The following is a 26259-nucleotide window of genomic DNA, read 5'->3' as shown; positions in this document are numbered from 1 at the left end:
AATCTCACTGATCAGTATTAAACTAGACGACTATTGTAGCCCCTTAAATTTCATTTGGGCATACATTGGCTGTTTTTATTGTTGGTAAATTGAGTTGTTTGGACTTTTGGGCACGTTATGAGTAATGCAGAGAAAAATTGGACTGGGAATATACATTTAGGCGCGAAAGTCGATATTGATGTCGTGCTAAGACAATTGGTCAATGCATTTAATGGATCGCCATTTTTTCAACACAATGGCATGAGCATGCGTGTGGTCGATGGTCAAATTGAAGCCTATATTGAGATGCAACCGTATATGGTGGGCAACGTGGCTTTCCAAATTTTACATGGTGGTGTTGCTGCAACCATTTTGGACAGTGTGGGCGGTATTGTGGCGATGGGTGAGTTATATAAAAGAACTGAACCTGACGACTTGCCCGATACCATAAAAAAAGTCACCCGTTTGGCTACCGTAGATATGCGGGTGGATTACTTAGCACCGGGACGCGGTAAGTATTTTATTGCCCGTGCGGAAACTTTACGTTTAGGGCGTAAAGGCTGCACCATGCGCATGACGATGGTCAATGATGAAGATAAACCAATTGCAACGGCAATTGCGTCTTATGCCTATTAAAATCTAAGGTAGGGCGCGAACAATTGTGTTTTGCCTAATTGGATGACTGTTTATTTTGATTAGTTTATTGTTTTAGACATATAAGGAGTTGAGTGATCAGCTCCTTTTTTGTGTGCATAAACAACTTTATGAATTGTGACAGTTTGTAGCGACTTAAGTTTTCTTTAAGTTTAGATTTCTATCTTGAGCATTGAGTTATTTTCTATCCAATGTGATGCACATGATCAAATTTAATTTTGATGCTCAATCATCCAGTCAAACGCATTTTCTGGATGCGAATTTTCATCAGCAAAAAAATAAAAAACAATTCAGCGGGTATGCATCTGTAGCGCAGCCGTATAAACCACAAACGAACCCAAAACAGTTGAACCTAGAACAGCCACATTTAGATGTATTACACAGCTATGCCTCGGTGATTCAAGCACACACAACAGCACAACATTTAAATGTGACAACTGTGACCCGAGATGCTAGCGAACAACGCTTGGCATTAGAGCATTTTATTCGAGATAAATACCAAAAAGTCCATCAGGCATCCATAAATACTTTTTCAGATACCTTGTTTGCAGGCTATGTAAACCACGACATGCAAGTGGTGATTGGCATGCAACCATTGGGCGCGAACCAAGCCTTTTTGGAACAGTATTTAGATGCACCCATTGAAACCATTTTAACCCAATTGAGCCAAGTGCCTGTAACGCGCGCGCAGATTGTTGAAATTGGCAACTTGGCAGCGCAAGACATGAGCAAAGCCAAATTGATGGTGGCTTTTTTGGTCTTTCACTTATCGCAGAACAATGTGTCGTGGGCAGTTTGCACAGGAACAGCAGCAGTGCGCTATGTGTTACAGCAAATGGGTTTGCATTTTCAGGTACTAGAAAAAGCCAACCCCGAAGCCTTGGGCGATGCACAGCATCAATGGGGCAGTTATTACCAACAGAAGCCTTATGTACTGGCGATTGACGTTGCAGCAGCGTTGGCGGTCACGCAACAGCAATATTGTTTTTATGCCTAAGGTCATGCAGAAAGGCGGAAATTGAAAGATGAATGAGTTATTTGAAAACCTGAATCACTATGCCCAAACAGACCCTGAGCGTGAAGCAATTGTGACGGCACAAACCACACTGAGTTATGCCACATTACAGCAACGGGTTGAGTTGCTCAGTGCAGAATTGGCAACTTATCAAGTACAGCGTTTGGCGTTGTGGGGTGTGAATCAGGCCGATTGGATTGTGGTCGATTTAGCCGCACGTAAAGCTGCAATGACAGTCATTCCTGTGCCTTTATTTTTTACTGCTGCACAAGTGCAACATTTACTGCAAGACAGCCAAGCGGAGTTGCTGTGTATTTTGACGGATACTGCACAAAGCGATACTCCGTCCAATGTTAACTCGGCTATTGGAAATACTGCTATTCCAGAAGCTTTGTTGGAGATGATTGATGCAGTTCAGGCACAGGTTTTGCCACCATCAGATTTATATCAAGGGCAGTTGTTTCGTCTAAGCGTTGAAACAGCACAACCGCATTTATCCCCAAATTCTGCTGAGCAGCCTACAAAAATTACTTATACCTCGGGCAGTACGGGTACTCCCAAAGGTGTGTGTTTGGCAGAAGCCACCATTAATTCAATTACGTACTCTTTAAGTCAGGCATTGCAAAGCAGCCAGCTTGGGCGGCATTTGTGTCTAATTCCATTTGCAACATTGCTTGAAAATATCGCAGGCGTGTATGTGCCTTTTCACATGGGGCGTGCAGTGGTGGTGGCTGAAGTCAGTCAGTTTGGTTTGCTGTCCAACCATGAGTTTGATGTTTCACGCTTTGTCGATGCCGTGCAGCAATATCATATTGAAAGCGTGATTTTATTGCCACAAATGCTCAAAGCGATTGTGGAATATATCCATCAACACGGCGATTTGGGCTTGCGCACTTTGAAGTTTATTGCCGTGGGTGGTGGCAAGGTGTCTGCAGATTTACTCAAGCAGTGTCAGCAATTCAATTTACCTGTTTATGAAGGTTATGGTCTGTCTGAATGTGCATCGGTCGTGAGTTTAAACCTGCCTGAAGCTCGCAGAATTGGCAGTGTTGGCCGCGTATTACCGCATGTTCAAGTCGAAATTGCTGCCAATCAAGAAGTGGTGGTCAAGGGCAATGCCATGTTGGGATATATGCATGAACTTGGGCGTGAGCAGGATGCGGTATCAGCCGATATTCACACAGGCGATGCAGGTTATTTTGATGAAGATGGCTATTTATATATCACGGGGCGTATCAAGCAAATTATTGTCAGCAGTTTTGGGCGCAATATTTCACCAGAATGGGTTGAATCGAACAGTTTGAGTGAGCCTGAAATTCAACAGATTGCCGTGTTTGGTGAAGCGCAGCCGTCATTATCTGCAGTGATTTATGCCGAGGAACATCGTTCAGATGCGCAATTGGCAGCCGCGATTTATCGTGCCAATACCCGTATGCCTGATTATGCCCAAATTAAACACTGGTGCCGTGCTGAACAACCTTTTTCTTTAAATAATCAGATGTTAACCGATAACGGAAAATTGCGTAGAGCAGTCATTCAGCAACAGTATCAGACAGCTTTGGCACATCCTACAACGTATTTAATGGCTGATCTTGGAGATGTTTCACAGATAGACATCAACCTGTCAGTCATCAATAGAGATAGAGAGAAATCACATGAATATTGCACAAAAACAGTTGAGCAGTTCCCATCAGCAGATCAAAGCACAATTGGTCGAACAGGGTTGGGTGCTGCTTAGAAATGAAGAGATGGATGTAAACACATTTAGTGGCTTAATGACGAATATTTGCCAAACGCTGACCTATGACCCTGCGCGGGAAAATGTGACTCGTCAATCTCAAAAGGTAGATGCAGGAACTCAAGCTATGGGGCTACATATTGAAAATGGTTCAACACCTATGCCACCCGACATCATTGCATTTTTTAGTGAAAAAAGTGCTTCACGTGGTTCTCAAACCACCTTATGTGATGGGCATGCAGTCTGGAAAAAACTGCCTGAAACGCTCAAACAGAAATTTTCAGAGCCGATGATTATTCGCCGTTATTTACCTAAACATACATGGCAAAAGTATGTAGCAACTGCATTTAATATTGCAGAGGTCGAGCAGGTTGGATTACAGGAATTGGCACGTTTTATTGAGATGATTCCTGGGCAACGAATTCAGCCTGCACATGATCAGGGCGTACTTTATGATTTAAGCATGCCCATGATTCGCCATGACAATTTAAAAGCTGTTCCAGCCTTTGCCAACACCTTGCTGGGGCCATCTTATAACTATGAAACACCGCATTTTTACTTTGCTGATGGTACTGAAATCCAAACGGAATTATTGGAAGAGCTGGCCGAGCGTTGTGAGCGTGAAACCTCTGAAATTGACTGGCAAGATGGTGATGTGGTCCTGATTGATAACAAACGCTTTATGCATGGCAGACGTGAAATATTGGTGCCATTAGAAGATCGTAAACTCTATATTTGTATGGGCTTGGGACTGAATCCTGCATTTTTATAATTGAGTTGTATCGAATATCTTAAAATTGAGAGTATCTTTTATGTCAAATTTAACTGCGGTGATTTTCGGGGCAACAGGCGGGATTGGTCATGCGATTGCGCATCATTTTGCTGAAAAAGGCTTAAACTTAATTTTGGTTGGGCGTAAGCAAGACACCTTGCAACAACTAGAGCAAAGTCTGGCGCAGCAGTATCCTCAGTTGCAATTACACAGTCTGCGTTGTGATTTAATTGATGCCAGCAGTCGTCATGATTTTATTCAGGCACTTGCCGCATTAAAACAGCCGATTCATTACTATATTAACAATGCAGGCATGAATGATTTTCGTCTGTTTGCGCAGCAATCACAGGATACCATTGAGCAAATGATGTTGGTCAATGTGGCTTATCCGCTGCAACTGATTCAGGATGTGATTCCATATATGTCGGACAGTCAGCCGAGTCAGATCATCAATATTGGCTCGACTTTTGGCAGCATCGGCTATCCTGGCTATGTGAGTTATTGCGCCAGTAAGTTTGCCTTGCGTGGTGCAACTGAAGCGTTGGCGCGAGAGTATTGTCAGACTGCCATTCGTTTTAGATATTTCTCCCCACGCGCGACCAATACCAGTATGAACAATCCCGATGTGATTGAAATGAATATCAAAATGGGTACAAAAGTGGATTCACCTGAATTTGTGGCACAAGAACTGTATCAATTTTTACAAACAGACCGTCAATCCTATCAGGTCGGTTATCCTGAAAAAGTCTTTGTCAAACTGAATCAGTTGATGCCTAGCCGAGTCGCAGCTGCCATTCAAAAAGATTTAGACACCATTTATGAATATGCAGATCAAAGCAAAGCGTCCTTTATTCAGCAAACTTCCGCCTCATAAATGATATTTTTTTCGATAACGCCATAAGGTGGTTCGGCTAATGCCCAAGGCTTGTGCCACCAATTCAGTTTGCCCCTGATATTTTTCCAGTAAATCCTGCAGTGTGTCTTTATCTACTTTATTGTTGGTTTTGATGGGCAGCTCAATAGGTTGTGGCGTTGGGGTAGCTGTGGCGAGTTTCAAACTAGCATGCACAATTTCATCGGGTAAATCGTGTTGATCAATTTCCGTTTTACCTGCTGACATGGTCAATGCATACAGCAAGGTATTCTTTAATTCACGCACGTTGCCCGGCCAGTCGTAATTGATTAATACCTTCAGTGCTTGCTCGGTCAAATGTGGCGTGACCTGAAACTGGGCTTGTTGTTGCAAAATAAATGCTGCAATTTTAGGGATATCTTGTTTACGTTCACGTAGTGGTGGCACAAAAATTGGAATCACCCGTAAACGATAAAGTAAATCTTGGCGAAATCTGCCTAAACGCGCTTCTTCACGTAAAGCGCGATGGGTTGCGGTAATAATTCTGACATTCGATTTAATCGCTTTTTCACCGCCCAAAGGGGTGAATTCGCCCGTTTCTAATACTCGCAATAATTTGGCTTGCAGTTCCAGTGGAATTTCTGCAATTTCATCTAAAAATAAAGTACCACCTGCAGCACGTTCAAACACACCTTTATGCTCACGAATTGCCCCTGTAAATGCACCTTTCACATGCCCAAACAATTCACTTTCTAAAATATTGGCATTTAAAGCCGCGCAGTTAATCGCAATAAAGACTTGTGCATGCCGTTGGCTGCGTGCATGTACTGCTTGCGCCACCAACTCTTTACCACTACCAGATTCACCACGCACCAAAACAGGAAACTCAGTAATCGCTACCCGTTCAATAATGGAATACATATGCTGCATTTGTGGCGAATCACTATGGAAAAACTCCGCCAAACTATTTTGTGCTTGGGCAGATGGGGTGAGTGTTTGTGATGACACTGTTGCAACGCTAGGCTGCAGAAAGAATAAACATCCTGTGAAATCGGCTGTATGGACACGAATATTTAAGCTGTGGTAGTGCCATGCCTTAGCACTATTCGGGAGTTGCAGCAGACCTGTCTGTGGTTGTGATGCTGATTGTGATTGTAGTTTTAATTTCAATAATTGGTTTTTTAATGTTTTACCCGTAGCTGCAGAAACAGAAGCATCTTGTGCATATTCATAAATCCATGTTTGAGCAATGTCGTCATAAACATAGAGCAAACTGTCTGGACAAAGTTGTTGTAAATGAAACAAAAAGCTTTCAAGACTGGCTTGTTGTTCAAAGTCATGTATCGCATTCATGATGTTTCATCTTTTGTTTCATTATTGATTCAATTGAAACACAAAATGCAACAGATGTGAAACATGGAGGATGATCTAAATTAAACAATATCTCTTAATATATTGTATTTTATTAATATATTTAAAAGAGATTAAGTTGGCACTATATTTGCAAAATTAAGAATAACAAAATATAAAACTCAGTATCTATCTCATGATCTTTCATCAATTTTTTGAAGCTGACAGCTCGACCTATACTTACTTATTGGCATCTGAACAAACCCGTGAAGCGGTGCTGATTGACCCTGTAATTTCAGAGGTTGAGCAATATGCTGCTTTTCTAGAACAGCATGATTTGCAATTGGTGTATAGCTTAGATACGCACGTACACGCTGACCATATTACTGCTGCCAACGAACTCAGAACACGTTTTGGTTGTAAAACTGTATTACATCGTAATTCAGGTGTGGTGTGTGGCGATATTTTCATTACCGATGGCAGCGCCATTCGTGTGGGTGAATTGTTGATTGAAGCACGTTATACCCCGGGTCATACCAACGCCTGTACCAGCTATGTGGTCAATGGCATGGTATTCACTGGCGATGCGTTGTTAATTGATGGTTGTGGTCGTACTGACTTTCAGGAAGGCAACCCAGCGACTTTATATGACAGCATTCATCTACAAATTTTTAGCTTACCTGATGACACTTTGGTGTACCCAGGGCATGACTACAAAGGGCGTGTGTCTTCTACCGTTGGGCAGGAAAAACGCAATAACTCGCGTTTAGGACAAGGGCGCACCAAAGCGGAATTTATTACCCTCATGCAGAATTTAAAACTGCCTTATCCAAAACATATTGATGTGGCTTTGCCTGCCAATAAAGTTTGCGGCAAGTAATGCTTGCACAGCACAACACAGTGATGGAATAGGGGAAAATACGCATGTGGATGTTAATCCTAGAAGGCTTGGCGATTGGTACTTTGCTGGGTTTGACAGGGGCAGGGGGCGGTATTCTTGCCGTTCCTGCTCTTATGGCAAGCCAAGGCTGGACTGTGGCGCAGGCTGCACCCGTGGGTTTATTGGCAGTCACTTTGGCAGCTTTGGTTGGCACAGTTGAAGGCTTGTTCAAACGTATTGTGCGTTATCGTGCTGCATTGTGGATTGCCTTAATCAGTATTCCATCTGCACGTTACGGGGTGCATTTGGCAGGTATTGTCCCGCCCATTTGGTTAACACTGGCGTTCAGTCTGGTCATGTTTATTGTGGCGTATCGTATTTTCTTTAATAAAGTCAACGACCAAATTAATCCACCGTGTAAGGTAAACCAAAACACAGGACGCTTAATTTGGAATGTTAAAACGGCGTCTTTGCTTGGTGGTGTTGGTGTAATTGCAGGCTTGCTGACGGGTTTGTTGGGTGTGGGCGGTGGTTTTATTATTGTGCCGTTATTGCGTAAATTTACCGATTTGGATATGCGCAGTATCGTCGCAACCTCTTTGATGATTATTTTCCTGATTGGTGGCGTGAGTATTTCAGCACACGTTTTAGATGGCTTTCAGTACCCAATGGCAGTCACCATCACCTTTGTTCTGGCGTGTATTGTCGGGATGTTACTTGGACGTACTTTGGTACATCGCATGAATAGCAATACTGTACAAAAGGTATTTGCTACAACAGTCATTGGTGTTGCGTTCTACCTCATTTATACAGCGATTATGGCTTAAGTCTAATATTTGGATACTATGTTTTTACTTTGAACTGCAGTATTGTGAATAGGTAACGTATTGTTAAGTGTAAGAAAAAGCACTAGACCTAGACCAAATTAAAGATTAGTTTAGCTGTATAAGATGACAAGGAGCCAAGAATGAAAAAACATTTATTTTGTGTGGGTGTAGAGTTCCGTAAAGCATCCGATGAAACAGGCTCTTATGCGTATTTGACCGCATATTTAGGCGCAGATGACTTACATGAAGCGATTGATCGCGTTCAGAAACAACTGGAGCAAGAAGGCAATAAAGTATTATTTGTGCGTGGTTGCTGGGTTGTCGATGCCGATTGTGATGATGGTTTCTGCCCAACCGAAGAAAGTAATGCTGCCTCTAAAGCAGACCTGCTGTTCAGTGATGAAATCTATTATGGCAAATTGCAGCAATGGTCTATCAACAATGGCTATGAATACTGAGTAAAATGTTGGCTGAATAAGATGCCGATGGGTTCAGTTTACTGACCTGTGAATATTTAAAAAACCGCGTTTGAATGATTTAAGCGCGGTTTTTATATTGAGCTAAAACATCAGTTTCCAGCGCTGAAAACTTTAGAGCCTACTTAAAAGGACGTCCTTCTCCTTGTTCTTCATAAGTCACACCATCTCGAATGTGGTACAAGCGTTTAAAGGTAGGGATGATTTTATCGTCATGTGTGACTACAATAATTGCAGTTTGAAATTTTTCTGCCATTTCGTGTAATAAGCGAATCACGGTCATCGCACGTACACTATCCAATGGTGCAGTGGGTTCATCGGCTAAAATCACAGGCGGTTGATTAATCAAGCCACGTGCAATGGCGACACGCTGTTGTTCACCACCAGACAATTGCCCAGGCATGGCATGTACCCGATGCTGCACATCGAGCGCCGTTAAAATTTCCAATGCGCGGGCGCGGGCAATGTCATTGGCTACGCCTGCTAACATCGGCAGCAGCGCTACATTATCCAAAACATTTAAAAAAGGAATTAAGTACGGGGTTTGGAACATAAAACCAATTTTATCGCGGCGTAAGGCACTTAAGTCTTTGACTAACCAACGTTGATCAAAAACCACCTCATCGCCCAAAGTCATGCGTCCTTCGGTAGGATCAATCACGGCACCTAAACATTTGAGCAAGGTGCTTTTACCCGAACCTGAGGGGCCAATCAGCCCAACCACTTCACCGGGTGCAACCTGCATTTTGACATCTTTTAAGGCATAAAAGGCATTGTCACCTTGTCCAAAACGCTTTTTTAAACCTTCAATTAAAATGCCGTGTGTCATGTTATCCCCCAATTGCTTCGGCAGGGTCAATGCGCAGTGCCATCCGAATTGCAACCAAACTGGCTAACATGCAAATCAGCATCGCCGCAATAAATCCAAAAATAGAATCTTGCGGAACCAATAAGACATATTTCGGGAAATATGGTGCGGCAAAGGTTGAACTGATTTTACCAACAGCAAACCCAATTAATCCAAGCGCGAGTGCTTGTTGCAAGATCATCCAAGCGATTGTGCGATTGCGTGTGCCAATTAATTTTAAGACCGCAATTTCACGAATTTTGTCCATAGTCAGGGTATAAATAATAAATGCCACAATCGCGGCGCTGACCAAGGCCAAAATCACCAAAAACATGGCAATTTGTTTGGCGGATGTGGCAATCATTTTGCTGATTAAAATGTGTTCCATCTGCGGGCGGGTATAGACTGTTAGTTGTTGCCAACGCTGAATATGTGCTGCTGTTTCTTCAGCTGAAGCACCTGCATTTAAACGGACTAAAATAGCATTCACATAACGGTTGCTGCTTTGTGCATTGAGTACGCTTTCAAGCAAGTCAGGATAAGCAGGGCGATTATAAATCGGGTTTTCTGCAGTTCGTCTACGGTCTTGTAAAATGGCAGCATTGTCCTTTTGGAATTGCGCTTGTTGTGCATCTTTCAGCGGAATAAAAATCATCGGATCACCACCCGAAGACACCATACGTCGGGTTAAACCCACCACGGTAAAGGTGTTACGACGGATTTTAATACGATCACCCAACTTTAATCCCGTACTAATGTCGGCTACAGCTTCATAGTGTCCACGAGTCAATTGACGTCCTGCCAACAAGTGTGGTGGCCAACCCAAGTTATTCCAAGCATGTTCACCTGTTTGAATCCCGACCACCATCGAGCGAATATCTTTGTCTTGATGATGCACTTGCATGGTCAAATAAGTAATATTTGAAGCATGCGCCACCCCAGGCATATTCATCACACTACGATATAAATCATCACGTACACTTGAAGGTTCTGCATAAGGACCAAGCGTATCTTGCTGTACAACCCATAGGTCAGCACCACTGTTATTCAGCAGGGCTTTGGCATCATCTACCATGCCGCGATACACACCAGCCATAATTAAGGTCACACCAATCAGCAAGCCGAGTCCAAAGCCAGTAAATACAAATTTACCCCATGAATGGAAAATATCACGACCTGCTAGACTAATCATTTAGCTGCTCCTGCAAGTTGCTTCACAACCCGTAAACGGTTTTTGGCATGCAGTGGTTTTTCGCTATACAGTACCACTTGATCATTTTCAGATAAGCCTGCGAGCACTTGCACATCGCCCGCTAAATTTGAACGTCCCAATTGAACTTCAACAAATTGTGGTTTTTCTGCTGCAACTTTCCACACCCCCACTTGGTTATCGATACGGTGAACTGCCGCATTGGGAATGGTTAAACTGCGTGCCAATGGTGCGAGGCTGATGGTGACTTCTGCTAACTCACCCAAAGGCGGAAGAGGCGTTGGAGGTTGATTAAAAACCACTTTAGCTAAAATTTCTTCGGTAATGGCATCGGCACGGGGTTCTACCCATAACACATGACCTGCCAAAGCATTATTTTGCCGTGAACGTAAATGAATTTGAGCTGGTAAGTCAGCAGCTAAACCAATCGCACTGGATTGATCGAAACGGGCATTCATCCAAATGGAGTTAGGATCGACAATTTCTAGTACGGTTTGACCTGCTACCACCGTTGAACCCGGTTCTGCATAACGTGCAGTGACGACACCTGCAGCTGTGGCCACTAAATTTAAATTATCACGCTGTGCTTGTAAGGTATTCAGGTCTGCACGTGCTTTATTGAGTTCTTGTTGCATCGCGCTGAGTGCCGCCGTTGCCAAATCGAGCTCTTGTTGTTTAATGGCTAAAGATTCTTGGCTGGTGGCATTGATTTTAGCTAGTTGTTGATAACGATTGACTTGTTGCTGCGCAAAATTTTGACGGATTTGAGTGTCTTGTTGCTGAGCGGTAATTTTTTGGATTATCGCACGTTGAGCCAATAAACGATCTTCTAGATCGACAGGATCCATTTCGCCTAACAGTTGTTCTGCTTGTACGTTATCGCCAATATCTACTTTTAAGTTTTTTAAGCGACCTGCTGCAGTTGGGCCAATTTTATAATTATAACGCGCTTCAACGGTTGCTACGCCAAACAGGCTAGGTTGAATGGATTGATATTTGACTTGCGTGAGGGTGACGTTGACAGGGGCAAATGGGCCTGTGCGTAAGACCACGTAAATTAACAATAAAACCAGAGCTACAATGACCACAATCACGGAAATCGTTCGCTTTCCTAAGGGAAATACCTGCATGTGTACTCCGCATAATTTTTTATCAATTAAGGATAATATAATCTATTTTGTTGTTGTGCGGGGGAGTTATTCGGTTTGGGGAGTGAAAGCGAAAAATGTTTGGAGATGAATAAACCACCCAATAAAAAGGCTTAAATCCTAAAAGTGAATTTGAACCTAGATCGCTTAATAGAAAGCAATCCTGATCATTTTTCGTGAAGTTTTACCTCAATTTGATAGTCGTCTTGGGTCACTTTAATTTTATGGTCTTTATATTTGCGTTTGCTTGGCGAGAGTGCAGAGCTAGTCACTGCCTTATGGAACTCACTATCTGACATGAAAAAATAATAAGCCTTATAGCCCAATAAAATCTTATCAATTTTTTTATCTTTTTTTCTCAGCAGTACGGATGAGTCCATTTAAATAATCTAAGCTGATGTTCTCTGACATTCCCAAACCCTCAAAAATAAAGTTGAATTATCACATGAGGAAGAAGCAAGTCATATTACAGATTGATGACAGTTGCATTTAGAGTGTGTTTACTCGTGGTAAACGATGCTCAAAAGTTGTGGGTCAAATTGACCCAATTTTGACCCAATTTATTCAAATTTGGGTCAATTTGTTCTGGATAGCATTGGACGCAAAACCCATAGAAAAAGCCTTAAACACTGATGTTTAAGGCTTTTTTAGTCATATTTAGTTATGTAACTTCATATGAATTTAAGAATTTGGTGGAGATGGCGGGAGTTGAACCCGCGTCCGCCAACACTACACTCGAGAATACTACATGCTTAGATATCGTCTATTGTTTTAACACTCTAAGACCCGACGAACAGGGTTTAAAGTGCGATCCTCTAAGTTTGGTATAAAGTCCCGAGGCTCAACTCTATACGGACTTGTGTGCGTGCGCTTCAGTCGGGTTCACTGACCACAAGTATTCAGTGAAGCGGACAAGCGGCCCTTAGGCAGCTAGAGCGTAAGATTCGTCGTTTGCGACTATTTTAATGCAAATTTGATTTACGAGAGAAAATGCGCTCTCGGCATGCATCTATGAGCTTCATCATCAGCGTCGAAGCCAATAACATCCCCATATCACAGCGCAATCATAGCATAGCTGGCAAAAATTACGATGTATTTTCTGCACAATTACACATTTCGATGCGCTTATTTACATAATTGCGCTAATATTTTATTTTTCAAGTCAAACACAATAAAAAATATGAGTTATTTACTAGCACTCGATCAAGGCACAACCTCTAGTCGCGCTATCATCTTCAATGAACACGGACAAGTTCAGGCAACGGCACAACGAGAAACCCATATTCAGACCCCACATTCAGGTTGGGTGGAGCAAGATGCTCAAGAAATCTGGTCAAATCAAATTGCTGTGGTGCAACAGGCTCTGGCGACTGCAGGTATTTTGGCTAAAGACATTCGCGCAATTGGTGTGACCAATCAACGTGAAACCACAGTGGTGTGGGATAAATGCACAGGCAAACCATTAGCGCCTGCAATAATTTGGCAAGATCGTCGTGCGGCTGATTGGTGTCATCACTTGATTCAAAATAATCAGATGCAATTGATTCAGGAAAAAACAGGTCTGCGTATAGATCCGTATTTTAGTGCAGGCAAACTGGTGTGGCTGCTTGAGCATGTCGATGGATTAAAAGCATTGGCACAGCAGGGGCATGTGGCCTTTGGCACCATCGACAGTTGGTTAATCTGGAATTTGACCCAAGGCGCAGAGCATGTCATTGAAGCGAGTAATGCTTCAAGAACGATGTTGATGAATTTACATCGCCAAACTTGGGATGAAGAATTACTGGAATTATTTCAAATTCCCGCATCGGTCTTACCCAAAATTATTGCATCCGACAGCTATATTGCAGATACCGCAACGGGTTTATTGGGCGCGAATATCCCAATTACAGGTATTTTAGGCGATCAGCAGGCGGCGTTGTTTGGGCAATCGTGCTTTGAAGTTGGAACAGCAAAAAACACCTATGGTACAGGCTGTTTTATGTTGTTTAATACAGGCAATCAGGTGCAATTTAGCCAAAATAAGTTACTTACCACTTTGGCGTGGCAATGTCAAAATCAAACCCATTTTGCCCTTGAAGGCAGTGTTTTTATGGCAGGCGCGGTGGTGCAATGGCTGCGCGATGGTTTGGGTATTATCCAAAAAAGCAGCGATGTGGAACAACTTGCCAATAGTGTAACTTCTAGCGATGGTGTAGTGCTAGTTCCTGCATTTACAGGGCTTGGTGCGCCACATTGGGACAGTGAAGCGCGAGCGCTTTTATGTGGAATGTCACGTGGCACCAACAAGGCACATATTGCCCGTGCTGCCTTGGAATCCATTGCATTTCAGGTGTCGGATGTACTCACTGCGATGCAATCCGATTTAGATCATCCACTGAAAGAGCTTCGAGTCGATGGTGGTGCTAGTCAAAATGATATGTTGATGCAATTCCAAGCCGATATTTTAAATGTGCCTGTGTTACGTCCTAAAATGTTGGAATCAACCGCTTGGGGAGCAGCAGCTATGGCAGGTTTAAAGGCGGGTGTATTTTCTGACTTATCTGAAATTTCAGCATCTTGGCAGTTAGATCGGGTATTTGAACCCCAAATGAATGAAGCAGAGCGTGCAGAACATTTAGCGCGTTGGCAACAAGCCTTAAAACGTGCTAAGTCAGACTTATAATCAGCGCTATTTCTAAAATAACGCTAAGTTGAAATAAATCTTTAAACCACAAGCCTCATCAGCAAAACTTTTGAGGCTTGTAGCTGTTTTTTCGTTACTTTGATCTTTTAGATTACGCCTTACATTGCCTCACGTTGAGCTTCATCTTCTAGATAACTTTCCAAAGAATCATCTAGTGCATAAAGCCATGGTGTGTGATGCGGTTTAGCCATTTTTCCTGTCATCACTGAGCGATAAACTTTATCTCTAAAGCCCATAATATTTTCTTTTTTATGCTTTTTCCATTGCATGAAAATATCGTGTACTGCATCAATATTGAAAGATGGATAGTCGGTCTGCGCAATCAGGCGTTTGATGTAATCCCCTTGAAAACGTGCAGATTGTTCATCGCTCATTAAGCGTTGTTCTTTTTCATGCAAGGTTTGGGTATGGCTTTGCATTTCGTCTATGCTTGGCAACGCAATTTTGCCCAAAATCACATCGCGGACAAACCATGCCTGCGCATCGAACATATTGAAGGTGTACCATTGATCTTGCATACCCAAATAGAACAAACGTGGATTCTTTTCCCAAACCACACCTTGATATAAACCTAGTGGATAAAGGCAGTTATGCGTTCTGAGGCGCAAGCCATCTTCAATAAACGGGAAGTGGTGTAAATAGCCCGTACATAAAATAATGGCATCAATTTTGGCCGATGTTCCATCACCAAAATAAGCAGTATTTTCATCTACACGCAGTAATTGTGGTTTTTCAGACCAGTTTTTGGGCCACTTAAAGCCCATGGCTTTACTGCGATAGCAACTGTAAATTTGTTTGGCGCCGTATTTATAACATTGCGAACCAATGTCTTCGGCAGAGTAGCTGCTGCCCACCAACAGCACTGATTTACCTTTAAATTCCAGTGCATCACGGAAATCATGCGCGTGTAAAATACGACCATGGAATTGATCAAAGCCTTCATAAACAGGGACACGCGGGGTAGAAAAGTGCCCAGAGGCCACCACAACATAATCAAACTGTTCTGAATAATGACGTTGCTGTGCGTAATCTTCGACATCAACCGTAAATTTTTGCGTCGCATCATCATAATGAATATGCTGAACGGCGGTATTAAAGCGGACTAAGTCTTTCACCTGTGCTTTTTCTGCACGACCTTGAATATAATCCCACAACACTGCGCGTGGCGGATAAGACGCGATTGGTTTTTTGAAGTGTTCATCAAAAGTATAATCGGCAAATTCTAGCGCTTCTTTAGGGCCATTTGACCATAAATAACGGTACATACTGCCGTGGACAGGTTCGCCATGTTCATCTATACCTGTGCGCCAAGTATAGTTCCAGAGTCCACCCCAATCATTTTGTTTTTCGAAACATACAATTTCAGGAACTTGTAGACCTTTGGCCTTTGCTGACTGAAACGCTCTTAATTGGGCCATGCCGCTTGGGCCAGCGCCAATAATTGCAATTCGATCCATTGCTATCTCCATTAGTTTTTGAGTTCTTAATTACTTCTCCAATTTTGAGTGACACAATTCAGGATTTTAAATATCCGCATTATAAAAATAAGCAAATACAATCCTAAATTTAGAGATCAAGTAGATCTTGTCAAAATAGGATGTGAATTAAAAAAATAGAAAAAATAAAACACACTAAAGACAGTAAAAATTGCTTAAGCAACTCATCTTTATAAAAAAATGTGTTTTACAAGAAGCATGATCTTATCATAATTTTTGATTAATTTTGGTTTTGCTTAGTTGTAAAAGTGAATTTAAAGTCATTGCTGTTGTTGTTTTGGTTTGATCAATTGGTATATTTTATTGATTTTTATAGAGAAAATAAGATGAAAATTTAAAGCTAATTTTTATCTCATTTTGCCCAATATAAAGGTGATTTTGATGAGATTGTTGCAAAATCTACAATGATATACAGAGGATTGAAAACTGAATCTTAGGCAACATTTTCAGAGAGCCATACCCGAAGTGGACTTCTGAAAAATTAAAAGGATGCTGTGATTGATAGGTGTAATGAAAGTTTAGTTTTTATAAGCCATGAAAGCAGTAGCGTATTTATCAAGCTTTATCTAATGATTGAATGTGCTTTGCGTACATTCAATCATTAAAGTTTGTGGCGACTCAGTAATTAAAGTTTACGCCACACCTTATTTTCATCTTCTAAAGAGACAGTAAAGTTAAATTCGTCGTCTACGGTAACCAAGTAGGAGTTAGGATTAACCAATAAAACTTTTAAAATTGTACCTTGCTCGAATTCAATTGGTGCGCAGTTTTCTTTACGTAGAACAATAGGTTCAAGTAGCTCAATAGCAATGTTTTCTGTTGGAGATTCCATACCGCACCCTAAATGAGTTATTTTTAATCAACTGTATTATATAGTAAATTGATGAATAATCTACACAAAATCGTAAATTTGTGTCGGGTTTAAATATTTTGTACTTGAATTGTTGGTCAAAAAATCGCAATAAATTTGCCCAATACTTCATAATTTGACATTTTAAAAATATAAGAAATTGAAATTTGATGTAATTTCTTAGATGAATGGCAAATGAACAGCGCAGTAAAATATAGCCGATTGATGAAATTTACAGTTTTCAGTATAAAAATAAAATTATTGCTGAAAAAACAGCGTATAAAGTATAAAAGTTAAAGTATCCATTCACGCTTTTTTAAGTGGTGAAGGCACTGGGTTTTACATTCCAATTTAAAAAATAAAGGCTTTTTGTCTGCATGTTTAAGTCATTTTTTCCAAATCCAAAGTGGTTTTTTATTTCATTGCTTGTTTGGTTCGCGATCAATCTGGCTTTATGGTACTCGGGCGGTAGCGCATGGGGTAGTTGGATTGGCTTCCCGCAAGGCTATGCCGAAGCAACATTACCCATCGATGTCAGCCGTTTTTGGTCACCTGCATTTTTATGGTTTTATCTGTGGTTTTTTGTGGCAACGACGCTGTTTGCCATTTTCTGGAAACTTAAAGCAAATCACCCATGGCAGCGCTGGTCGGTATGGGGATCGGCATTCATCCTGTTTAATATTTGGTTTGGGGTACAAGTCAATGTTGTGGTGAATGCCTGGTACAACCCATTTTATGACCTGATTCAAAAAATGCTCAGTAGTGGCGGTGGAGATGTCAATGAACTCTATGCAGGTGTGCTGACCTTTTTATACATCGCCATGGTGGCAGTGACCTTAATGGTTTTGAATTTATTTTTTGTTAGTCACTATGTTTTTCGTTGGCGTACGGCAATGAATAATTATTACACCGCACATTGGGAAAAACTCAGACATATTGAAGGGGCTTCACAGCGTATTCAAGAAGATACCATGCGCTTTGCCAGAACCATGGAAACTTTAGGGGTAAATTTAGTCGAAGCCCTAATGACTTTGTTGGCATTTTTACCTGTGCTGTTTAGTTTGTCTGTGCATGTCAAAGCCCTGCCTATAGTGGGGGAAATTTCGTATGCCTTAGTTTGGGCTGCAGTGGGTTGGGCAGTATTTGGTACAGTGGTGTTAATTGTGGTGGGTGCGAAGTTACCAGGTCTGGAATTTAATAACCAAAAAGTTGAGGCGGCTTATCGTAAAGAATTGGTTTATGGTGAAGATCACGCTGAACGTGCTGATCCGCTGAGTTTAAAAGAACTGTTTAGCAAAGTGCGTTTGAACTATTTCCGTTTATATTTCCACTATGCCTATTTTAACTTGGTACGCATTTGGTACATGCAATTGGACAATATTTATGGTTTATTTGTGTTGTTCCCAAGTATTGCCGCAGGGGCTATTACATTGGGTTTGATGATGCAAATTGCCAACGTATTTGGCAAAGTCCGTGAATCTTTTCAGTATCTGATTGCATCTTGGCCAACCATTATTGAGCTCTTGTCTATTCATAAGCGTTTAAAAGCATTTGAATCGACCTTGGATCAATAGTTTTGATGGCGACATTCATAAGTGTTGTGGATGTCGCGTTCGCATGTTTAGAGTGGTGACTGCCAAATATAAATTGATCTGAACAGTTGTATAAAAATAATACTGGTGCTAGTGTTCAAAATCATAAAAAACTGTGATGAATTGGATTGTTTTATAAAAATATCAAACTTGATTCAAATAAAATTATGATTAATTAACTATAAAATCAAGGTGTTGTATTTGTTATTTTGCCCCAATTCATATATTTTCATTGATATAAAAACAATTGAGAATTGAGACGTGACCTGCAAAAAATTACTCTTGATTGGGGGAATTGGCAGCCTATTATTTGGTTGTGCAACAGTTGATCAATTTAGCCCAAATTCGGTGAAGCATTTTGCATCTGCACAAGAACTGATTGTTCAAAAAAACTTAAATCAGCCCAGTGGTGCTGCTAAAGAATATGTCTATTATTGGGGGCCACAGCGCAAAGATCAGCCTGCTGAATCTATGATTCCACGTAAATATATGGGCAGCTATTGTCAGTCACAAAATGGACGCTTAACGCTGGCCTATAAAAGCTCAATGAGTTTAGTCAAAAATGCGTGGTCTAAAAAATTACTCAATACGTATCGAGATGTAAAGCAAGGGATTGGGGCATACCGTTGTGTAGGTAATCAGGGCGAAAGTTGGATTGTATCGATTGAGCCAGTGGCGGAGCGACAGTTGGAACAGCGTGGTGAAGCGCGAGTGGTGAGTTTGGTTACTAAAATAATGTCTGAAGATGAAGCACGACGTTTTTACCGCGCGGTTTCTACACCTGCAAAGGCTGCACCTAAAGCAGCTCCAAGTAATCCAAAAACAACAAATGCAACCAAAGTTGCTGAAATGAAAGAAAAACCTGAAGAGAAAAAAGAGCCTGTAGTTGCGCCAGTAAAAACAGCTCCACCACGCGTGGTTGAGACACCACAACAGCAACAGACACGTTTATATGTTGCAGCACGTCGTGATTTAAACAGTGGGCGTAATCAAATTAATGCCTGTAATAATGCGCAACGTGCTTATAACTATGGCAAGTTACAGGGCGCAGAGGGTACGCGTATTTATACAGAATCTGGCATGTTGGTGGCACGTTGTTTAACCAGTGTGTCGAGTTATCGCAGTCGTTTTCCAAACGCAGAAGTGCAAGCCAAGCGCATTTTGCAGAATTTAGCCAAAAATTATAATCATGCAGGGGCTAAGAATATGTTGAGAGGCATGAAGTGAGGAGCGCATAATTTCTGATCTGCTCTTCATTTTAAAATTTAAATATTTATCTCTCCCTTGCACCACAGTGCAGTTTATCACTAGTGCTTGTTTTAAAGACATTTTCAATATCCAATATTAAATTTTCGATGGCATTTAATTGGTAATGGAAGCTCCTTCTCCCACTTGGATGAGCAGTACTGCTGCGCAAGGGGGAGGGTAATTTAAAAGAGAAAACTAAATAAGATCAGGATAAAACTGCTCAAATTCTTTATTCATCGCCTTACCACGTAATAAATAGCCTTTAGGCTGAATATAGCTATAAATTTCTCGTGCAGGTTGTTCATGCCAGCCAATATTAAATGCACAAAGTTTTGGGAAAAATTGTAGATGGTTGTAATTCAAATTATTATGAATCCAATAGGCGAGTTGTTGCCAATTGACTTGATCTTTTTCATACAGTGCTAAAAATGATGGAATGACAATACACGCCGTTGCCCCATAACCTTTTGCATCGGGATAGTCCCAAATGTGACTGGCAAAGTTTTTCTCATTACTTGCGCAGTTATGTCCTTTTTTATTTCCGAGTTGGTTCACGCTTGGTGAGCGATACGCCGAGCGAATCGCAATTCGTCCAAATTTTTCTTGGAGTGGTTCGAGCAGTTGCTCGCACAGTAGTGTACCTGTGTAGATGGCTTTTTTAGGATGATCGGGGAAGTTGGGTACACCGTACCAATTGGCGATTTCGCTATACATAAAGTCACGCATAAAAAAGGACTTGGAGAGTTTGATGCGTCCTAAGTCTTCGAGTTTGGCTATAGAGGATACTTTTTTGATGGTCATGTTGTTTTTGGTGTGATCTATTGATGAGTGATACTATATAATTAAAATATAAAAAGTTTTAAGTTGAATTATATGGAAAAAATTCCTAAAGTTTTTATAAGTTATGCTCATGAAAGTGAAAAACTTAGTGATCAGGTTCTGCAATTTTCTAACGAGTTACGTGCTAAAGGAATTGATTCTGAAATCGATCAATATGAAGAAGCTCCACCACAAGGATGGGCTAAATGGATGCTCAAACAAATTGATGAAGCAGATTTTGTATTAGTAGTAGCTTCTCCTATCTATTATGCGTGAAGTAAAGATTCTAGTAACGATGCTAAAGGGTTAGGTGCTAAATGGGAAACCACGCAGATTATTCAAAATATTTATGAGAACGTAAACAACAATACAAAATATATACCAATTTTCTTTGATACAGATCAAGTGCAATATATTTTAGATCCATTAAAGCCATATACTTATTACAATATTTCTAATGAGAAGCAAAAAAATAAGCTAATTAATAGATTAGCTGGTAAGTCAGAAAGCTTAAGACCTAAATTGGGACAAGATAGCCCTGTATCTTCTGATTTGAAGCCACTTGAAGAAAAATCTCGTAAGACATTATTCGTTTCGGGGTTAATAGATGAGGATTTATGGAATAAAGCTAAGTGGAAAGGTACAGCTTTTGCATATAACCCAATAGATGAAAATGATATTCCTATTTTAGGTGTTGGGTTTGAATATCCTGAAAATGGTAAATTGATCTTTGATGCTATTCGTAATCGAATAGGTGAGAACGATATTGACGAAAAACTACGAGTATCAATCGTAACTGAGGTAGATAAAGAAAATATTGCTCATTACAAAGTGATGATTGGACCTAATTTTAGTTATTTGGAAGATTTATCTGAAGGTATGGATTTAAAAAATGATGAAAAGCTTTTCATGGCTATTTCACGTGTAAATTTAATGACCCCAAAAAGTAGTATTAACTTAGATAATTTTTTAGAAAGATACCGAAAAGTTGGTAAATTCTATCTTACGAATATTCTCGAAATGCCTGAGGGTTTTAGCTTTGATCCTAGCTCAATAGATCATGATAATATGATTTTAAAATCAGAGTTAGTTGTAAAAACATTAAAGGACGTTCTTAAAGAAAAGAATCGATCACCTGAATGGGCTGCAATAGTGCCAAAAAAAATTAAACTTAATAAAGATGTTTTTAAGGCAATACAGCAAAAGCATGAAAAAGAAAAACGAAGAAAAAAGAAAAAATTGAAGAAAAAAACTAAAAAATGATAAAAAACCCGCTTTCAAAGCGGGTTTTTTATTAAAGAAAGATCAGTTTAACCAATCAATTTCTTCATCAACTCATTCACTTGCGCAGGGTTGGCTTTACCTTTCGCTGCTTTCATCACTTGACCAACAAGACCGTTGAAAGCTTTCTCTTTACCAGATTTATACTCTTCAACCATCTTCTCGTTCGCAGCAAGAACTTCTTTAATAATCGCTTCAATTGCGCCCGTATCAGTTTCCTGTTTCAAGCCTTTTTCAGCAATAATTTCATCCGCAGATTTGCGTTCGTCCCACATAAAGCCGAATACTTGCTTCGCGATCTTACCGTTAATCGTGTTGTCCACAATACGCGCGATCATACCGCCAAGTTTTTCCGCAGATACAGGAGAGTCAGCAAGGTCTAAGCCTGCTTTATTTAAAGCACCTGAGAATTCGCCCATTACCCAGTTTGCTGCAATTTTACCGTGTGCCGCGCCACCAGCCGCAGCAACCACAGCTTCGTAAAATTCTGACATTTCACGAGTCAATGTGAGCACGTGAGCATCGTACTCAGTTACACCAAAGTCCGCCACGAAACGTGCACGACGTGCAGCAGGAAGCTCAGGCATAGTCGCTTTAATGGCTTCAATTTGCGCATCAGGAATAATCACAGGCAACAAGTCTGGATCAGGGAAGTAACGGTAATCGTTGGCTTCTTCCTTCGAACGCATTGAACGCGTTTCCATCTTCACAGGGTCAAACAAACGTGTTTCTTGGTCAATCGTACCATCCCATTCCAAGATTTCCATTTGACGTTCAATTTCAACATTGATCGCTTGTTCAATAAAGCGGAATGAGTTCAGGTTTTTAAGTTCACAACGTGTACCGAAGGGTTGACCCGGACGACGTAACGACACGTTACAGTCCGCACGGAACGAACCTTCAGCCATGTTGCCGTCAGAAATACCTAACCAACGAACCAGTGTATGAATCGCTTTAATATAAGCTACGGCTTCTTCAACCGAACGCATATCGGGTTCAGATACAATTTCAAGCAAAGGCGTACCTGCACGGTTGAGGTCAATACCTGACATGCCTTCAAATTGATCATGAATCGACTTACCCGCATCTTCTTCAAGGTGTGCACGGGTTACGCCAATGCGTTTGGTCGTGCCATCTTCAAGTTGGATGTCGATATGACCCAAACCGACAATGGGGTTGTCCATCTGGCTAATTTGGTAGCCTTTAGGCGAGTCAGGGTAGAAGTAGTTTTTACGCGCAAACACAGACGCTTGGTCGATGTAGGCATCAATACCCAAACCAAAACGGATTGCCAAATCCACCACTTCTTTATTCAGCACAGGCAAGACGCCCGGCATAGCTAAATCAACAAGGCTGGCTTGCGTATTTGGGTCTTGACCAAATTCGGTTGATGAACCTGAGAAAATTTTAGAATTGGTTGCAAGCTGAGTATGAATCTCAATACCAATCACGACTTCCCAACCATCAATCAGGTTTGATTTTGGTTTAGCAGTATTCTTCGCCATTATGCGTTCTCCTCAGCAATTGCAGCGCGTTGAGTATGCCAATCGGTCGCTTGTTGATACTGATGTACCACAGATAACAGTTGTGATTCAGACCAGTAATTGCCAATCAATTGTAAACCTACAGGCAAGTGATCTTGGTCAAAACCAACAGGCGCACTAATTGCAGGTAAGCCCGCTAAGTTCACCGCGATGGTGTAAATATCACCCAAATACATTTCAACAGGGTCTAAAGACGCGCCAATTTTGTAGGCAGTTGTTGGTGCAGTTGGTGCTGCAATCACATCGACCTGTTCAAAGGCTTTTAAGAAGTCTTGCTGAATTAAACGACGGACTTTTTGTGCTTTCACGTAGTAAGCATCGTAATAACCTGCAGAAAGAGCATACGTACCAATCAAGATACGACGTTGCACTTCTGCACCAAAACCTTCAGAACGCGAGCGTTTGTAGAGGTCTAAAATATCTTGAGGATTTTCTGCACGGTAGCCATAACGCACACCATCGTAACGAGAAAGGTTAGATGATGCTTCTGCAGGGGCAATCAGATAGTAAGTTGGCACGTAGCTTTCAGTCATGTTGAGATCAATCTCAACCAATACTGCGCCCAATTCTTCTAATTTTTTTAGTGATTCTTCAACACGTGCTTTCACCGCAGCATCTAAACCAGCCACATTGAAGTATTGTTTCGGAATACCAATGCGTAAGCCTTTGAGCGTTGTTGCATTCAGGTTCGCCACATAATCTTCAACCGCTTTATCCATAGAGGTTGAGTCTTTGGCGTCATGACCTGCCATTACATTCATTAAATATGCGCAGTCTTCTGCAGAGCGTGCCATTGGACCTGCCTGATCTAAAGATGATGCATAAGCGATGATGCCGTAACGTGAAACACGTCCGTAAGTTGGTTTGAGACCAGTCAAACCACAGAAAGACGCAGGCTGACGGATTGAACCACCTGTATCTGTACCTGTAGCAAATGGTGCAAGGTCAGCCGCCACGACAGCAGCAGAACCACCTGACGAACCACCCGGTACATGGTCAAGTGCCCATGGGTTTTTGGTCGCGCCATAGAACGAACTTTCAGAGGTTGAACCCATTGCGAATTCGTCCATGTTCACTTTACCTAAAGTGACCAAACCTGCGTTTTTACCTTGTGCCACCACAGTTGCATCATAAGGTGAGATAAAATTGTCCAGCATTTTTGAACCCGCAGAGGTTTTAATGCCTTGGGTACAAAAAATATCTTTATGTGCAACAGGAATACCTGTCAGTGCTGTCGCTTGATCTGCCTGACGTAATGCATCGGCTGCATCTGCCTGTGCCAATGCTACGTCATTGGTCACGGTGACATAAGAGCGCACTTGCGGATCAATTTTGGCAATACGTTTTAAATAATGTTCTGTTAGTTCGCGAGAGGAGAATTTGGCTGCCGCTAAACCCTCAGAGATTTCACGAATCGATAAGCGATGTAAATCTGTCATGAGAAAAATTCTTTTACCTTTTTATGAAGTCAAAATGTAACAGCCGAATAAATTATTCAATCACACGTGGAACAAGGTACAAGCCATCCTGAACTGCAGGGGCAACAGCTTGATATTGCTCACGATGATTCTGTTCGGTTACGACGTCTTCACGTAATGGTTGAGGGTGGTCAAATGGGCTTTTTAAAGGCTCAACGTCATCGGTATTTATGCCTTTTAAGCTTTCCATCATGCCTAAAATTTTATTTAGACTTTGAGCATACTCAGCAGATTGCGTATCATTGAGTTTAAGACGAGCAAGATGGGCAATTGCTGAAACTGTTTGTGCATTTAAATCTGCAGAATGCTGAGCATCCGAGGTAGACATAACATCACCTAAAATCAGTATTAATAAAAAATTTCAAAATATCGTGCGTTATAATAAGCGATTGACTTGTTCAACGCACCACATTTAGTTAAAGTTGCCAACTTGCGTCCACATAAAGTTTAATCGAGAACGACTCCGTGATTCTAAAACGACTAATTGGCTTGTTTTCGCCAGACCTAGCCATTGATTTAGGTACAGCAAATACACTTATTTATGCGCCAGGACGAGGCATTATATTAAATGAACCGACAGTTGTGGCAATTCGTCACAGCGGTTCACAGAAAATTGTTGCCGCAGTCGGTCTTGATGCCAAACAAATGTTGGGTCGTACCCCTGCAAACATTTCTGCAATTCGCCCAATGAAAGATGGTGTTATCGCTGATTTTGAAGTGACTGAAACCATGCTGAACCAATTTATTGGCAAAGTGCATGAAAAACGTTTATTCCCACCTGCACCGCGTGTAGTGGTGTGTGTACCATGCAAATCTACTTTGGTAGAGCGCCGTGCCATTCGTGAAGCCGTGTTTAATGCGGGCGCACGTGATGTACGTTTAATTGAAGAGCCAATGGCAGCAGCAATTGGTGCAGGTATGCCTGTCGAGCAAGCTTGTGGCTCAATGGTGGTAGATGTTGGTGGTGGCACGACAGAAATCGCGATTATTTCATTACAAGGTTGTGTTTATTCAGATTCATTGCGTATTGGTGGCGATGTGTTTGATGAGCAAATCATTAACTACGTGCGCAAGGCACATGGTTGTGTGATTGGTGAAACCACAGCAGAAACCATTAAGAAAGAAGTTGGCATGGCATTGCCAGATGAAGGTGCTAAACCACTGGAAATTGAAGTGCGTGGTCGTAACTTGGCAGAAGGTGTGCCACGTGCCATTACTGTAACTTCTGATGAAATTACCCAAGCCATTTCTGATCCGTTACAAAGCATTGTATCGGCAGTAAAATCTGCACTGGAACAAACTCCACCAGAACTTTCTTCCGATATTGCAGAGCGTGGAATTGTGCTCACCGGTGGCGGTGCGTTATTGCGTAACCTAGACAAGCTTTTGGCACAAGAAACTGGCTTGCCTGTGGTAGTCGCAGAAGAACCATTAACTTGCGTTACCCGTGGTGGTGGCAAGGTCTTGGAATTCTTTGATAATCCAAACCACGATATGTTATTTGTTGGCTAATACA

General features: G+C 41.4%; 25 protein-coding genes and 1 other RNA gene. 14 read left to right on the top strand and 12 right to left on the bottom strand.

Annotated features, from left to right (window positions below; all coding sequences use genetic code 11):
• Positions 1 to 117: 117 nt before the first annotated feature.
• From J4G44_RS11905 to J4G44_RS11885, 5 genes are all read left to right on the top strand, one after another.
• Positions 118 to 615, top strand: a complete 498-nt coding sequence (locus J4G44_RS11905; RefSeq protein WP_096902274.1) for a thioesterase family protein — start codon at positions 118 to 120, stop codon at positions 613 to 615.
• Positions 616 to 835: 220 nt separating this feature from the next.
• Positions 836 to 1630: a thermostable hemolysin gene (locus J4G44_RS11900; RefSeq protein WP_207973695.1), complete on the top strand. Its 795-nt coding sequence runs from the start codon at positions 836 to 838 to the stop codon at positions 1628 to 1630.
• 28 nt (positions 1631 to 1658) lie between these two features.
• Positions 1659 to 3386: an AMP-binding protein gene (locus J4G44_RS11895; RefSeq protein ID WP_207973694.1), complete on the top strand. Its 1728-nt coding sequence runs from the start codon at positions 1659 to 1661 to the stop codon at positions 3384 to 3386.
• A complete protein-coding gene (locus tag J4G44_RS11890; RefSeq protein ID WP_207973693.1) occupies positions 3304 to 4158 on the top strand; it encodes a TauD/TfdA family dioxygenase in 855 nt (284 codons plus the stop codon). The genes J4G44_RS11895 and J4G44_RS11890 overlap by 83 nt, the downstream gene beginning before the upstream one ends.
• Before the next feature lie 40 nt (positions 4159 to 4198).
• On the top strand, positions 4199 to 5032 hold the full coding sequence (locus J4G44_RS11885) for an SDR family oxidoreductase (protein WP_096902277.1): 834 nt from the start codon (positions 4199 to 4201) through the stop codon (positions 5030 to 5032).
• Here the strand turns inward: J4G44_RS11885 and J4G44_RS11880 are convergent.
• A complete protein-coding gene (locus J4G44_RS11880) occupies positions 5027 to 6364 on the bottom strand; it encodes a sigma-54 interaction domain-containing protein (RefSeq protein WP_096902278.1) in 1338 nt (445 codons plus the stop codon). The two genes, J4G44_RS11885 and J4G44_RS11880, sit on opposite strands and share 6 nt — an antisense overlap.
• Positions 6365 to 6557: 193 nt before the next feature.
• Here J4G44_RS11880 and J4G44_RS11875 point away from each other — a divergent pair, with 193 nt between their 5' ends.
• The 3 genes from J4G44_RS11875 to J4G44_RS11865 all read left to right on the top strand — a co-directional run bounded on the left by J4G44_RS11875 (position 6558) and on the right by J4G44_RS11865 (position 8526).
• Entirely contained in the window at positions 6558 to 7241 is a 684-nt protein-coding gene (locus tag J4G44_RS11875) for an MBL fold metallo-hydrolase (RefSeq protein WP_096902279.1), read from the top strand.
• Between the two features lie 44 nt (positions 7242 to 7285).
• Complete coding sequence (locus J4G44_RS11870) at positions 7286 to 8068, top strand: sulfite exporter TauE/SafE family protein (protein WP_154320426.1); 783 nt, start codon at positions 7286 to 7288, stop codon at positions 8066 to 8068.
• Between the two features lie 140 nt (positions 8069 to 8208).
• Positions 8209 to 8526: a hypothetical protein gene (locus J4G44_RS11865; protein WP_104852389.1), complete on the top strand. Its 318-nt coding sequence runs from the start codon at positions 8209 to 8211 to the stop codon at positions 8524 to 8526.
• Positions 8527 to 8665: 139 nt separating this feature from the next.
• On the opposite strand, the gene J4G44_RS11860 is transcribed toward J4G44_RS11865, so the two are convergent.
• The 5 genes from J4G44_RS11860 to ssrA all read right to left on the bottom strand — a co-directional run bounded on the left by J4G44_RS11860 (position 8666) and on the right by ssrA (position 12799).
• Positions 8666 to 9373, bottom strand: a complete 708-nt coding sequence (locus J4G44_RS11860; protein WP_207973692.1) for an ABC transporter ATP-binding protein — start codon at positions 9371 to 9373, stop codon at positions 8666 to 8668.
• 1 nt (position 9374) lies between these two features.
• On the bottom strand, positions 9375 to 10583 hold the full coding sequence (locus J4G44_RS11855; protein WP_207973691.1) for an ABC transporter permease: 1209 nt from the start codon (positions 10581 to 10583) through the stop codon (positions 9375 to 9377).
• A complete protein-coding gene (locus tag J4G44_RS11850) occupies positions 10580 to 11731 on the bottom strand; it encodes an efflux RND transporter periplasmic adaptor subunit (protein WP_207973690.1) in 1152 nt (383 codons plus the stop codon). The genes J4G44_RS11855 and J4G44_RS11850 overlap by 4 nt, the downstream gene beginning before the upstream one ends.
• Positions 11732 to 11916: 185 nt before the next feature.
• Positions 11917 to 12129: a hypothetical protein gene (locus tag J4G44_RS11845; RefSeq protein ID WP_136144447.1), complete on the bottom strand. Its 213-nt coding sequence runs from the start codon at positions 12127 to 12129 to the stop codon at positions 11917 to 11919.
• A 310-nt stretch (positions 12130 to 12439) separates the two neighbouring features.
• Positions 12440 to 12799, bottom strand: a transfer-messenger RNA (tmRNA) gene (gene ssrA, locus J4G44_RS11840).
• Between the two features lie 130 nt (positions 12800 to 12929).
• On the opposite strand from ssrA, the gene glpK reads away from it, so the two are divergent.
• Complete coding sequence (gene glpK / locus J4G44_RS11835; protein WP_207973689.1) at positions 12930 to 14414, top strand: glycerol kinase GlpK; 1485 nt, start codon at positions 12930 to 12932, stop codon at positions 14412 to 14414.
• A 119-nt stretch (positions 14415 to 14533) separates the two neighbouring features.
• Here the strand turns inward: glpK and J4G44_RS11830 are convergent, their stop codons facing one another.
• Both J4G44_RS11830 and J4G44_RS11825 read right to left on the bottom strand, forming a co-directional pair.
• Entirely contained in the window at positions 14534 to 15892 is a 1359-nt protein-coding gene (locus J4G44_RS11830) for an NAD(P)-binding domain-containing protein (protein WP_104852384.1), read from the bottom strand.
• 664 nt (positions 15893 to 16556) lie between these two features.
• Positions 16557 to 16763 carry a hypothetical protein gene (locus J4G44_RS11825; protein WP_004975391.1) on the bottom strand — a complete coding sequence of 69 codons (207 nt, stop codon included), beginning with the start codon at positions 16761 to 16763 and terminating at the stop codon, positions 16557 to 16559.
• A gap of 395 nt (positions 16764 to 17158) precedes the next feature.
• On the opposite strand from J4G44_RS11825, the gene sbmA reads away from it, so the two are divergent.
• Both sbmA and J4G44_RS11815 read left to right on the top strand, forming a co-directional pair.
• Positions 17159 to 18355 (top strand): peptide antibiotic transporter SbmA, encoded by a 1197-nt coding sequence (sbmA, locus tag J4G44_RS11820; RefSeq protein ID WP_179996029.1) that lies wholly within the window; start codon positions 17159 to 17161, stop codon positions 18353 to 18355.
• Positions 18356 to 18634: 279 nt separating this feature from the next.
• Positions 18635 to 19600 (top strand): hypothetical protein, encoded by a 966-nt coding sequence (locus tag J4G44_RS11815; protein ID WP_207973688.1) that lies wholly within the window; start codon positions 18635 to 18637, stop codon positions 19598 to 19600.
• A 216-nt stretch (positions 19601 to 19816) separates the two neighbouring features.
• On the opposite strand, the gene J4G44_RS11810 is transcribed toward J4G44_RS11815, so the two are convergent.
• Positions 19817 to 20422 (bottom strand): hypothetical protein, encoded by a 606-nt coding sequence (locus tag J4G44_RS11810; protein WP_207973687.1) that lies wholly within the window; start codon positions 20420 to 20422, stop codon positions 19817 to 19819.
• Between the two features lie 72 nt (positions 20423 to 20494).
• Between J4G44_RS11810 and J4G44_RS13585 the strand changes: the two genes are divergently transcribed.
• Both J4G44_RS13585 and J4G44_RS11805 read left to right on the top strand, forming a co-directional pair.
• Positions 20495 to 20716, top strand: a complete 222-nt coding sequence (locus J4G44_RS13585; protein WP_228291697.1) for a toll/interleukin-1 receptor domain-containing protein — start codon at positions 20495 to 20497, stop codon at positions 20714 to 20716.
• A gap of 129 nt (positions 20717 to 20845) precedes the next feature.
• Positions 20846 to 21703, top strand: coding sequence for a hypothetical protein (locus tag J4G44_RS11805; protein WP_228291696.1), 858 nt, complete (start codon positions 20846 to 20848; stop codon positions 21701 to 21703).
• Positions 21704 to 21750: 47 nt separating this feature from the next.
• On the opposite strand, the gene gatB is transcribed toward J4G44_RS11805, so the two are convergent.
• From gatB to gatC, 3 genes are read right to left on the bottom strand one after another with little or no spacing between them, the layout of a single operon-like run.
• On the bottom strand, positions 21751 to 23226 hold the full coding sequence (gene gatB / locus J4G44_RS11800; RefSeq protein ID WP_207973686.1) for an Asp-tRNA(Asn)/Glu-tRNA(Gln) amidotransferase subunit GatB: 1476 nt from the start codon (positions 23224 to 23226) through the stop codon (positions 21751 to 21753).
• The gene (gene gatA / locus J4G44_RS11795; RefSeq protein WP_207973685.1) at positions 23226 to 24704 is read right to left on the bottom strand and encodes an Asp-tRNA(Asn)/Glu-tRNA(Gln) amidotransferase subunit GatA; all 1479 of its coding nucleotides are present in this window, start codon (positions 24702 to 24704) and stop codon (positions 23226 to 23228) included. The genes gatB and gatA overlap by 1 nt, the downstream gene beginning before the upstream one ends.
• A 52-nt stretch (positions 24705 to 24756) precedes the next feature.
• Positions 24757 to 25071 (bottom strand): Asp-tRNA(Asn)/Glu-tRNA(Gln) amidotransferase subunit GatC, encoded by a 315-nt coding sequence (gene gatC / locus J4G44_RS11790; RefSeq protein WP_004975405.1) that lies wholly within the window; start codon positions 25069 to 25071, stop codon positions 24757 to 24759.
• Positions 25072 to 25208: 137 nt separating this feature from the next.
• Here gatC and J4G44_RS11785 point away from each other — a divergent pair, with 137 nt between their 5' ends.
• Positions 25209 to 26255 (top strand): rod shape-determining protein, encoded by a 1047-nt coding sequence (locus J4G44_RS11785; RefSeq protein ID WP_004975408.1) that lies wholly within the window; start codon positions 25209 to 25211, stop codon positions 26253 to 26255.
• Positions 26256 to 26259: the final 4 nt, after the last annotated feature.

It is taken from the genome of Acinetobacter towneri (assembly GCF_017498585.1).
GTDB classification, from domain to species: domain Bacteria; phylum Pseudomonadota; class Gammaproteobacteria; order Pseudomonadales; family Moraxellaceae; genus Acinetobacter; species Acinetobacter towneri.
This window is presented reverse-complemented; position numbering and strand designations above follow the sequence as displayed.